Here is a 12,108-nt window from a genome sequence, read left to right as displayed (position 1 = left end):
CTCCTAACGGAGCCTTTTTATTATTTTAATCTTTTATCTTTCCCAATACGCTTCTTCTAAGCTGTCTTCACGTTCAGGTAAACCACGTGACAAACGAGGCGAATGCTGGGCTAGCACCTCATAACTGGAACGGTTAGAATATTTGCAAACTTGCGAGAAGGATGAATAGGTTAAAAAATTATTCTGATGCTTGCTCGAATTAGGAACGTTCTCTTTATGATATTTATTGGCTGCCATATCATGCAGCAATGCCGATAACGCCGCATCTCCCGCACCATTAGTATTTTTAATTTTTTCAGGCCCACCCATATAGGGTGAAATATGAGAATAAACACGTATTGGATTTTCACAGCTTATTTTCGATGCTGGGCGACTAAATTCATAACGATTGAATTCAGCAATAGAACCAGGTAATAGTGGCAACGATGTTTCACGTTTCGCTGCATCTTCAGTATATCCTGCCATAAATAAACCGACTGGTCCTGCGGTGCATAATACAAGATCGACCCAATCTAAAGCTTTATTTGACGCTGCAAGAGGATCATTTTCTCCGGTTAATGCTTCGGCTTCATCTTCATTCATCGCAACAACGGTAACATGATCACGTAAAAAATCTTGCCAAAATTGAGGGTCGCCTTGAATCACAAATTTAGTGCCTAAGGTTAACACCACAGGCACATCATATTTCTTAGCATATTCAATCGCTCTCATTGTTGCCTCCGGCATTGGATCACCAGTTTTACAGCGAATTAAATAAGCGGTCAGTACTAAGGCAGAAGCACTTTTAAATATTTTTTCTGGAACACTTTCTGCGCGAAGTTGATTCATCTGCCCTTCACTGATCGCAAAGGTTCTCTCGCCATATTCGGTGATCAAGGCAAAACAGCGACCAATCGCACCATCGACCGCTTGTAAATAATTCAGATCCATCCGACTGGATGTATTACACAAATAACGATAACCGTAGCTGCCGATTTTAATATCTTGGCTCATCACACCTAACAACGTTGAGCGATCATCAGCCAGTACCGAATAATTGTGTAATGTGTTGCCAATCGTTCCCCCCGCATATTCGTTAGTAATAAGGCCATTTTGTTTGAGCTCAGTGTACAAAGCTTCAGCCTTTTGGTCGTCAATCACTAATGAATGGCCTTTACTAAGCTCATATTTGTCAATGAGGTCAGTATTTACTTTCGCCTCTATATCCACCAATGTCTGGTCGATACCAATAATATGTGTGCGCGACATTTTTTTATTTTCTTGTGCTTGGATCACAAGTGGGTCACGAGCATGGACAGGAAAGTAGTGCTTTGATTTGCGTTGGCCAGGAAATTTCATAACATCAGTCTGAGTAGAGGGGAAAAAGATGCGCGATTCTACCGCGCACCCATTAGCGCGGCAACTAAGGCAATCATAGCAAACGTTTGCTCTTGGTTATTTTTATTCACCTTCCATAAAGCTGAGATCAGGTAACCTATCTAAATGCTCTGAATAGCGTTTTAGGTCAAATTGCCCTTCGTTTTTCATCACATCAAAAATCTCAATTGCAAGCGCACAAGCTATCGATGCTACGGCGTCTTCCCTTGAATGGCCTGTCATCATTAGGCGCATCAAGGTTTCTTTAACTTTTATCGGATTCCCATCCGCAAGCTGGTTCTCTACGGTTTCGATCAGAAACGCGTCATCCATAATCTGGTTGTCATCTTGCATTTTGCGACCTTTTATTACGCTTTAAAATGGCACGCACTATGCCATAAGCAAGAGTGGAATTCTAAAACTAATTATGGACAATATTGATGGAAACAAAGCCAATTAAACTCAATGGAAGTGTGATTACTGTCTCGGATCTGTCGCGACGAAAATCTTTCTGCTAGAATCTGCGACCAAGTCAATCGAGTGGTACTAAGTAATGTCAAACAACCGCAGCGCAAACAGCCAAAAGAAAGTCATCGTCGGCATGTCCGGTGGTGTTGACTCCTCCGTTTCGGCATATCTTCTCAAAGAGCAAGGTTATCAAGTAGAAGGCCTGTTCATGAAGAACTGGGAAGAAGATGATAACGAGGAATATTGTACAGCGGCGGAAGATTTAGCCGATGCACAAGCCGTGTGCGATAAGTTAGACATCCCTCTTCATACCATTAATTTTGCCGCCGAATATTGGGACAACGTATTTGAATATTTCCTTGAGGAATATAAGGCAGGGCGAACTCCCAACCCAGACATTCTTTGTAACAAAGAAATCAAGTTTAAGGCCTTTTTAGAGTTTGCAGATGAAGTGCTAGATGCCGATTATATCGCCATGGGCCACTATGTTCGACGCACCTTCCCTGACGGTAATGATAAACCACAAATGCTGCGCGGCTTTGACAACAACAAAGACCAAAGCTACTTCCTGTACACATTAAGCCATGAACAAGTGGCTCGTAGCTTATTCCCTGTAGGTGACTTAGAAAAACCCGAAGTTCGACGCATCGCTGAACAACAGGACTTAATCACAGCAAAGAAAAAAGATTCAACCGGTATCTGTTTCATCGGTGAGCGCAAATTTACTGACTTCTTATCTCGCTATTTGCCTGCACAACCGGGTAAAATCCAGACACCAGAAGGTCTCGTAATTGGTGAGCATCAAGGCCTGATGTACCATACTTTAGGTCAACGCAAAGGGTTACACATTGGTGGCCAAAAAGGCGGTGGCGGTAACGAGGAACCATGGTATGTCGCTGATAAGGATCTCAAGCGCAACGTTTTGATTGCCGTCCAAGGCGCTGATCATCCATTATTGAAATCTCATGGCTTGATCGCTTCCCAATTACACTGGGTTGATCGTACACCAATCCAAGCAACGCTAAGCTGCACGGTAAAAACACGTTACCGTCAAACGGATATAGCGTGTACCATCATCCCTATTGATGATGAAAACATTAAAGTCATTTTTGATGAGCCACAAGTGGCCGTCACGCCTGGTCAATCCGCGGTTTTCTATCAAGGCGATGTGTGTCTTGGTGGTGGAATTATTGAGCAGCGAATTTAAACAACTTAGGAGTAATAAACGTGGCTAACACCCTTTATGACCATACCATCGCTTTTGCGGGTATCTGCCAAGCTGTCGCTTTAGTGCAACACGTAGCAAAAAATGGTCACTGTGATTCAGACGCGTTTGAAACTTCTCTAACGGCTATCTTAAGTACTAATCAAAATAATACACTTGATGTCTTCGGCTCTGAGGCGAACTTAAAAATTGGCCTCGAATGTTTGGTGAAAGGTATTGATAGCACGCCATCAGGGAGTGAGATCACTCGCTATATCATTAGCCTGATGGCATTAGAGCGTAAATTAAGCGCTCGTCGTGATGCGATGTCACAGTTGGGCGATCGTATTCAAACGATTGAACGTCAAATCAACCATTTTGACTTGCTTGATGAGCAGATGATCAGCAACCTTGCCAGTATCTACTTGGATGTTATCAGCCCTATTGGCCCGAGAATCCAAGTCACTGGGACCCCCACCATACTTCAGCAAACTTCAACCCAACACAAAGTGCGCGCCCTACTCCTTTCAGGAATTCGTTGCGCTGTCTTGTGGCGTCAGGTTGGAGGAAAGCGTCGCCATCTGATCTTCGGTCGTAAGAAAATGATCGAACAAGCTCAGATTTTGTTAGCTCGAATCTAACATTGACGCAAAGAATTCACTCTCAAACTTAACCTCAAAATTCAGGAGAAAAACATGGAACTGTCAGCCTTGACTGCTGTTTCACCGGTAGACGGCCGCTACGGAAGTAAAACGATTGCGTTACGCAGTATCTTTAGTGAGTTTGGTCTCCTCAAGTATCGGACCATTGTTGAAATTCGTTGGTTACAGAAGCTTTCAGCCACTGCTGGAATTGCCGAAGTTCCTGCATTCAGTGATGAAGCCAATCAATTTCTTAATGCGATAGCAGATAATTTTAGCGAAGAAGATGCCGCTCGTATTAAAGAAATTGAACGCACAACCAACCATGATGTTAAGGCTGTAGAGTATTTCTTAAAAGAAAAAGTAGCGGGTGTTCCTGAGCTACACGCGGTTAATGAATTCATTCACTTTGCTTGTACTTCGGAAGACATCAACAACACATCTCACGCGCTCATGCTCAAAGAAGCTCGCGATAACGTGCTTCTTCCTGAAATGCGCAACATTATTGATGCGATTCGTCACTTAGCAGAAGAGTATCGGGATATTCCGTTATTGTCTCGTACCCACGGACAGCCAGCATCACCAAGTACTATGGGTAAAGAGATGGCTAATGTAGCGTACCGTATGGAACGCCAATATAAGCAGATTGCCAATATCGAGATTCTCGCCAAAGTAAACGGCGCAGTAGGTAACTACAACGCTCACCTTTCAGCCTATCCAGAACTAGACTGGCATACCTTTAGCGAAGAGTTTATTACCGAATCGCTAGGTGTGGCGTGGAACCCTTATACCACGCAAATTGAGCCGCATGATTATATTGCAGAGCTATTTGATGCCGTTGCCCGCTTTAATACTATTCTGATCGACTTCGATCGTGACATTTGGGGCTATATCGCTTTGGGTCACTTTAGACAAAGAACCATTGCGGGTGAAATTGGTTCATCGACGATGCCACATAAAGTCAATCCGATCGATTTTGAAAACTCAGAAGGTAACCTTGGCCTTGCTAATGCCGTGTTCAATCACCTAGCACAAAAGCTGCCTATCTCTCGCTGGCAACGTGACTTAACAGATTCAACCGTATTGCGTAACCTCGGTGTTGGTGTTGGCTATGCAATTATTGCCTATACTTCAACGCTAAAAGGGATCAGTAAACTGGAAGTGAACCGTGACGCGCTGCTTGCTGAACTCGATAAAAACTGGGAAGTTCTTGCGGAACCAGTGCAAACGGTTATGCGTCGCTACGGCATCGAAAAACCGTACGAGAAATTAAAAGAACTCACGCGCGGTAAGCGAGTCGATGGTGAAGCAATGCGCCACTTTATTGATGGCCTTGCGCTACCTGAAGCTGAAAAAGCACGCTTGAAAGAGATGACACCAGCCAACTACATTGGCCAAGCAATTGAGTTAACCGACAAATTGTAATGCTCTTCAATCTAGTCGATTAATGACAAAGCCCACTTCATCGTGGGCTTTGTTTTTTAAGGTCGTATTTGATGTTATATCGTTTTATACCATCAAAAAGCGTTAGGCGTACTGCTGCTCAAACTCTTGCATAAAATCAACTAAGGCTTGAACACCTTCCAGTGTCATTGCATTGTAAATAGAGGCACGCATACCACCTGCAACTCTGTGACCTTGTAGCGAAACTAAACCTCGAGCTTCGGCTAACTCTAAAAACGTGCTATCTAACTCTGGCTTCGCTAATTGGAAAGGCACGTTCATCAGTGAACGATTGTCTGGATGAATGTTATTACGATAAAAAGGTGATGCATCAATCGCGTTATAAAGCAGCGCGGCTTTCGCGCGGTTGATTTTCTCAATCGCCGCGACACCACCTTGCCCTTTTAGCCACTTGAATACGAGACCTGACAAATACCACGCAAATGTAGGTGGCGTGTTGAACATGGAATCTTGTTCAGCTTGCACTTTATAATTCAAGATAGCTGGCAGCACATCACTGGCTAAATCAAGTAAATCATCTCGAACAATCGCAATACAGATCCCCGCTGGCCCAATATTTTTCTGCGCTCCAGCATAAATAACACCGTACTTTGAGACGTCTATTTGGCGCGACAGAATCGTGGATGACATATCAGCTACAATCGGTTTATCTGTATCTGGTAAATCATTAATCTCAATACCATCGATCGTCTCATTCGGACAAAAATGCACGTAAGCCGACTCAGGATCAATTTTCCATTCGCTGGCCGGTAATATCGCTGTTTTGCCCTCTTTGGTCACTTTGGCATTGAAAACATCGGTTTCACAATATTTCTTCGCTTCTTTGACCGCACTTTCAGCCCAGTAACCCGCATCAATATAGGTCGCTTTAGTTGCATGACCCAATAGATTTAAAGGCACTGCTGCAAACTGAGCGCGCGCTCCACCTTGGCAAAATAACACTTTGTAATTACTCGGGATATTAAGCAAATCACGCAGATCTTGCTCCGCTTCTTGAGCAACATGAATAAAAGGTTTACTGCGATGACTGATTTCCATAACGGACGTGCCAAGCTCGTTCCAGTTAATAAACTCGGCTTGCGCTTTTTCCATCACCGCTTTCGGTAAGGCTGCTGGGCCTGCGCTGAAATTATAGACTGGGCCCGCTTGATTTGATTCCATGAGTTCCTTGCTCCTGCTATCGACAATTAATGTGATTAATACCACTTTTTGATGTGGATAAAAAGCGAGAAAAGAGCTTCTATCGGCTCTTTTCTCTTACTGATTGCTAAAACTCGCAAAATCGTTTGCTTGAGCGTCGTTCGCTATCGCATCAATGCTGGAAGTAATAGTGTCAATAGCGGCATTTGATTGCCATTTTCAAATTCCAAGTTGCCCTCTTTCAGTTCAGCTTGGAGTCGATATCCTTGATCGGTTTGCTGCATAATTTCCATCACAACAAGCTCATCAATACCTTGCTGGATAAAAGGAAAGTCCTCAACTAACTGGTTAGAAATAAAAGAATCAATGTGACCAGTTAAGGAGGGTAAAATAATGCTAGGATCTTGCACCACATTACTTGTTCCTTCAGGAACGGCAATCTTCCAGTTTGATTCAAATCCGCCTTGGCCAACTTTTAGCGCCATTTTATTCATCGATAGATAAAAACCTTTCTCGAATAATGATTGCACATAAGGCAACGCTTGTTGGATATCTTCATCAGACAGTTCAGGGCTATTTTGGTAAAGCGATGAGAGCTTCTCAAACGAGTCGCCATCTAAATCACCCAAGGTAAAGTCAAGATTGAGGTCCTTCACCTCGCCTTCGCTATAAGTTAATTTATCCATCTCAATCAAGTGATTGCTATCAAAACGAGAAGGCTCTCCTTTTAATACCGAATCAAAGGAATAACGCATGTTGTCCATACTCAGCGTATTTTCACCTAGCCCATCGACAAGATTAATTTTTGCCAACGCCAATGACTGTTGTCCTAGCCAGAAGCCTTTATCTTGTTTACCTATACCTTGACCAGTTAGCTGTGAAAGCATCATTTTTTCACCACTGGTAAAATCCAACTCAGCAGAAGGAACATTCAGTTGATAAGTGATTTCACCTAGCACCGAAATATCACCGTTTAATGTAGCGGGCGTTGTCGAGAACGTCATCTCGCCATCTTCACTTTGGTAGTACCAACTGTCTAGCGCCACAGTGTATTGAGTATTGCCATTCAACTGCGTGATAGTGGTCATCGTCAATGGTAGGTTTTCTTGATCTGCAATAACGGAGGTAGCCGTTAAACCGAACAAGCCATGCTTAATCTCGCTATTGACTAAAACTTGGGTCGGTAAACCATCAGCAACAAACTGCTGCTTGAGGGTGTTATCTGCAATCTGATAACGTGTTTGCACAGTCGATGAGAGATAACCGCGATCATAACTGACAATTTCCGCCTCAATCGAGCCTGAAGAAAAATTGGCAATACCGTTAGTGACCAACGTTTCGCCAATTTGCCCGACAGCCAGCGGCCAACATAACGCTAACGCGATAGCACCACCAAGCGCGCCAATGATTTTTAACTGTTTCATAATATTCCATTCCTAAAGATTTCACTCAGTCTACCGTAAACAATTGAAAACCAAAACATGGAGTTAGGTCAGAGTATTGCTAAGATGTGATGAGAAATTCTAAAACCTAGCTCTCAAACCCACCGCGTAATACTTGCTACAGTAGTCAAAACAGCAAGAGCGGCAGAGGCTTGAGTGAACCATTACGCACTACTTTGTTTAGACAATAACCCAATCAGCACAGAACAATTGCGTGCTGAGTTAGCTCCGTTCGCCGCTAAATTTGATCTTCATACAGCGGACACCATAGATGAAGCTGAGCAAGCCCTAGAATATTTGCACGAACAGCAACAAACGATTGCATTGGTCATTGCCAGTCACCATGAGCAGTTTGATGGTGCGGATTTTTTGACTCAACTCGATAAATCAACCCACACGCGTTCAGCGCGGAAAGTGCTGATAAGCTGCGGACAAGATATTCAAGCCATTCTCACCGCCGTCAATGAGGGAAGATTAGATCACTGTCTCACTAAACCACTACAAGATAACGTGCTCTATAAAACCATCCAAAAAGAGCTCACGACCTACATCTTAGATAATGATCAAGACAACATTCTTAACTACAGCACCGTACTTGATCAACAGCGCATCTTACGCGCGCACATCGATAATAAAATGCGCAGCTATCGAGATGGTTTTATCTCCGATTACCACAAGCTTTCAGATACAGCACTAGCCGAACAGGTGATTGGTGCATTGCATCAATTTTTTGCAAATGAAGACGAAGATGAAACACACTCCTGCCTAACCTATTCCACCAACCACTTTCTCACTAAAGAAGGAGAGGAAAACCGCTTTCTTTGGTTCATTACTGAAGGTGAGGTCGCTTTGTATAAAAAAGATGATTTAGGCAACCAAATGGAAGTGGTTCGCCATAAAAAAGGCAACATTGTCGGTGGTATGTCTTTTGTTACTGGTGAAAAATCGTTTTCAACCGCCGTTACACTGACCAAAACGGATGTGATTAAGCTAGATCGAGATGTATTTGCCAAAGTCATGCATTCGGATACTCGGCTATTACCCCTGTTTACTAACTTGCTGCTTCGCCATTTTAACCGCCGCTTACAACGCAGTATCAACACTAAATTGCAGCTACAAAAAACGCTCGAATCACTTGAATCAGCGCATCGGCAATTAATCGAGCGCGAGAAAATGGCCATGCTCGGTCAGCTCGTTGCTGGTGTTGCTCATGAGCTCAATAACCCTGTCGCAGCCATTTTACGTGGAACTGAAACGCTGTCAGACAAAATCGAGCTCTTAGTCCAAGAGACCGAACATCAAAACCTTCAGTACAAAGGCAGCCAGTTATTAAGGAATGCACTTTCAGCCAAGCCTACTTCTACATCAGAAGAGCGGGCTCGTGCAAAAGCCATAGAAAATGACATTCATCACCGTTTGATCGCGAAAAAATTGGTCAAACTGAATCTGGATGATGACCTCGTACTCAGACAATCAGCTAAGCACGCCCCTGAAAAGACCCTAGAGACACTGGAGCAATTAGAAAACTATTTTCTAACTGGTAGTACACTTCGTTCTATCAATGTTTGTGCACAACGCATCGCCGATATGGTACGAAGCCTTAAAGGGTATGCTCGCCCTGATGATGAAGCGCTGCACAAGGTCAATATTCATGAAGGTATTGAAGACACTCTGGTTATTTTCGAAAACCGTCTTAAACGCCACAAAGTCGAAAAAGAGTATGCCGATTTACCTTTGATTACCTGTCAGCCGATTGCTTTACAACAAGTGTGGACAAACCTTATTTCAAACGCCATCGATGCCTTTCCAGCTAATGGCGTACTGCACATTGTAACCGCATTAGTTAATCAGAGTAATCAACCCTTTATTACTATCAGTTTCACGGATAATGGTTGTGGGATCACCAATGACGACAAAGATCGTATCTTTACCTTAAATTACACCACTAAAAAAGAAGGTAACTTTGGGCTCGGTATTGGGCTTTCTGTCTGCCAACAAATAGTCCAGCAGCATCAAGGTTGGATCGATGTTCAATCTGAACAGGATAAATACACGACGATGACGGTATGGCTGCCAGTTAGTCGATAACTTGTCGTGCTGATGATTAAGGAGAATATCATGAACAAATTTTTGATCTTATGCGTGGACGATGAACGTGAAGTGTTGGACAGCGTCGTACAAGACCTCGACGAATTTGAAGAGTTTTTTATCTTAGAAGCCGCAGAATCTGTTGCAGAGGCAAAAGAAGTGATTGCCGATCACCAAGCTCAAAATATCAAGCTGGCTTTAATTTTGTGCGATCACATTATGCCCGAACAAACAGGTATTAGTTTCTTAATTGAATTAAGCCGCAATGAAGAGACGCAACATACACGCAAAGTGCTACTAACAGGCCAAGCAGGGCTAGAAGACACGGTAGAAGCGGTGAATAATGCCAGCCTACATTTTTATGTAGCCAAACCTTGGGATGGGAACAAACTCCGCGATGTTATCAAAGATCAATTAACACAATATATGATTGAAAATGAATCGGATTTAATGCCTTGGGCCAGAGTCTTGGATGCCGAGAAAATCTTCAATGCGATCGCACAAAACCGCATCAGTTTTGGTGAATAAAATATCCTAACGAAGAAATGGCACTCTCTTTGCTTATTTTTTGCGAAGACAACAAAAGAATGACACTTTTTAATGGCGACAATGTCAATCTATGCACTAAGATGTCTAAATTCTTTAATGTCACCGTGGGTATTCCGCGACTGACCATGGAAATGAACTAAAAATATAGGTTTATAGTGACTATGCGTAAAACAATCATTGCAGCCGCTTTGCTGCTAACCTCAGGCCAAACACTGGCAGAAATAGACCGAAATAGCCCATCCGTCATGAGCAATTTTAGTTATGACTATATCGAAGCTCGTATTGGAGCAAGTCCAGTCACCTTTGGTGCTGCGATGAGCAAATCAATTCACCCAAATGCACATGTCATTGGTCGTATAGACTCTGAGTTTGAAGGTGATTTTGACGCAGCCGCAGGTTTTGGCTTTCATGCTCCTATTAACAACTGGGCTGACTTCACGGGTGAAATGCTATTACGCGTCGTAGATACCCGCGATAATAAAAGCGCCGATACAGGAATGGAATTAAACCTTGGCGTACGTCAATGGCTTGGACCACAGTTAGAAGTTGGTGGCAAAGGTGGCTTTGTTTCTATCGATGACAATGATGACTGGATTGCGTCTGTTTATGCCCGTTTTCATTCTACAGAACTTTTCTCTCTCGGTGCCGAGGCTCGCATCAATGATGCTTACGGCGATCAACTGATGTTTACGACTCGTTTTAAGTTCTAGGTGTAAGCTAAATACAATAAAAAGCCGAGACGTAAGACTCGGCTTTTTATTTGATAACTGTTCCAAACTGTCAGCGTAATGAACAGCTTTCTAATAATTGACGCTTGCGAGGCTCTTGCAGCAATTTCCAATGAATGCCTTCGATCGCGCCAGCAAACTTCCACAGTAGCTTTACATCGACGTCACTGCCGTACGTTTTTCTCACTTTAGAAAATATCGTAGGAGCACCTAAGCGCATGAATGTTTCCACATCATTGATGCCCGCTTTTTTAACCATACGCTCTAACGTTAACTGCATGTTGGGTAAATCACGTAGTCGACGACTTGCAGAAGATTTTTGAAAGCTACGTTGCTCAACAGAATAGCGGATGGAACGTTCAATTATGGTATCTAGGCTCTCATGATTACTCACAAAAAGCTCTGTTATATCATAATAATTAACCGTCGCTGTGGTCTGCTTTTTAACGTGTTTGTATTTTTCGCAGCCTAATTTTGTCAGTACATCATCGAGCTCTTCACCACCACGAATAAAAACAGACTCTTCACTAATCAGTGAATACATCGCTTCTTTTTGGAAAAGCCCAACACCGCCAAACATTGAACGCTTTTGGAACGCGCCAAATTTAATAACGTAATTGAAAAATGCATGCTCAATCATATCCATTGATCCTTAATCAAGTTCCCCGATTAATAGTGATCACCAGATAGCAGCGTATTTTTGCGAATAAAAAGAGTAAGTTAGTAACAAGCTTTTAGTAGTTTAGTATTAGCTTGCTTAATATGGTTACTATCATAGTTAACGATACAAAATAAGTCTGGGCATGCATCACATCAATAGACATATCTCAGTAGAATTATGAGATTTAAATCACACAATTGTGTTTGTGAATAAATTTTTTTGACACATCCACTGTCATTAACGTATCAAGAGAAAACCATAAAGCAAACAAATTGATGTGTTTGACGGTGAATGGATTGCTTATTTAGGTTAGTAGACGGTAAAATACCTTCAGTACAGATTGAGCACAAATTTATGAATCATCTAT

Annotated in this window: 11 protein-coding genes; 6 read left to right on the top strand and 5 right to left on the bottom strand. The window is 42.7% G+C overall.

Going from position 1 to position 12,108, the window contains the following annotated elements:
- Positions 1-33: 33 nt before the first annotated feature.
- Positions 34-1,338, bottom strand: a complete 1,305-nt coding sequence (locus VOR_RS0110700; protein ID WP_010319701.1) for an inosine/guanosine kinase — start codon at positions 1,336-1,338, stop codon at positions 34-36.
- Positions 1,339-1,440: 102 nt separating this feature from the next.
- Positions 1,441-1,710 carry a hypothetical protein gene (locus VOR_RS0110695; RefSeq protein WP_010319700.1) on the bottom strand — a complete coding sequence of 90 codons (270 nt, stop codon included), beginning with the start codon at positions 1,708-1,710 and terminating at the stop codon, positions 1,441-1,443.
- A 199-nt stretch (positions 1,711-1,909) separates the two neighbouring features.
- Between VOR_RS0110695 and mnmA the strand changes: the two genes are divergently transcribed.
- The 3 genes from mnmA to purB are packed head-to-tail and all read left to right on the top strand — an operon-like array spanning position 1,910 to position 5,094.
- Positions 1,910-3,031, top strand: a complete 1,122-nt coding sequence (mnmA, locus tag VOR_RS0110690) for a tRNA 2-thiouridine(34) synthase MnmA (protein WP_010319699.1) — start codon at positions 1,910-1,912, stop codon at positions 3,029-3,031.
- 20 nt (positions 3,032-3,051) lie between these two features.
- The gene (hflD, locus tag VOR_RS0110685) at positions 3,052-3,669 is read left to right on the top strand and encodes a high frequency lysogenization protein HflD (RefSeq protein WP_010319698.1); all 618 of its coding nucleotides are present in this window, start codon (positions 3,052-3,054) and stop codon (positions 3,667-3,669) included.
- Positions 3,670-3,723: 54 nt separating this feature from the next.
- A complete protein-coding gene (gene purB, locus VOR_RS0110680; RefSeq protein ID WP_010319697.1) occupies positions 3,724-5,094 on the top strand; it encodes an adenylosuccinate lyase in 1,371 nt (456 codons plus the stop codon).
- A gap of 102 nt (positions 5,095-5,196) precedes the next feature.
- On the opposite strand, the gene serC is transcribed toward purB, so the two are convergent.
- On the bottom strand, positions 5,197-6,294 hold the full coding sequence (gene serC / locus VOR_RS0110675) for a 3-phosphoserine/phosphohydroxythreonine transaminase (RefSeq protein WP_010319696.1): 1,098 nt from the start codon (positions 6,292-6,294) through the stop codon (positions 5,197-5,199).
- Between the two features lie 143 nt (positions 6,295-6,437).
- Positions 6,438-7,697, bottom strand: a complete 1,260-nt coding sequence (locus tag VOR_RS0110670) for a DUF945 family protein (protein ID WP_010319695.1) — start codon at positions 7,695-7,697, stop codon at positions 6,438-6,440.
- Positions 7,698-7,871: 174 nt separating this feature from the next.
- Between VOR_RS0110670 and VOR_RS0110665 the strand changes: the two genes are divergently transcribed.
- The 3 genes from VOR_RS0110665 to VOR_RS0110655 all read left to right on the top strand — a co-directional run bounded on the left by VOR_RS0110665 (position 7,872) and on the right by VOR_RS0110655 (position 11,062).
- Positions 7,872-9,803: an ATP-binding protein gene (locus VOR_RS0110665; protein ID WP_010319694.1), complete on the top strand. Its 1,932-nt coding sequence runs from the start codon at positions 7,872-7,874 to the stop codon at positions 9,801-9,803.
- A gap of 30 nt (positions 9,804-9,833) precedes the next feature.
- Positions 9,834-10,331 (top strand): response regulator, encoded by a 498-nt coding sequence (locus VOR_RS0110660; protein WP_010319693.1) that lies wholly within the window; start codon positions 9,834-9,836, stop codon positions 10,329-10,331.
- Positions 10,332-10,513: 182 nt separating this feature from the next.
- Entirely contained in the window at positions 10,514-11,062 is a 549-nt protein-coding gene (locus VOR_RS0110655) for a hypothetical protein (RefSeq protein ID WP_010319692.1), read from the top strand.
- 70 nt (positions 11,063-11,132) lie between these two features.
- Here VOR_RS0110655 and VOR_RS0110650 read toward each other — a convergent pair whose 3' ends face one another.
- A complete protein-coding gene (locus VOR_RS0110650) occupies positions 11,133-11,726 on the bottom strand; it encodes a TfoX/Sxy family DNA transformation protein (RefSeq protein WP_010319691.1) in 594 nt (197 codons plus the stop codon).
- Positions 11,727-12,108 lie beyond the last annotated feature (382 nt).

The sequence above is a fragment of the Vibrio ordalii ATCC 33509 genome, from assembly GCA_000257205.1.
Classification (GTDB): domain Bacteria; phylum Pseudomonadota; class Gammaproteobacteria; order Enterobacterales; family Vibrionaceae; genus Vibrio; species Vibrio ordalii.
Note: the sequence above shows the minus strand (reverse complement) of the source record. Positions and strands in the feature narration are given on the sequence as shown.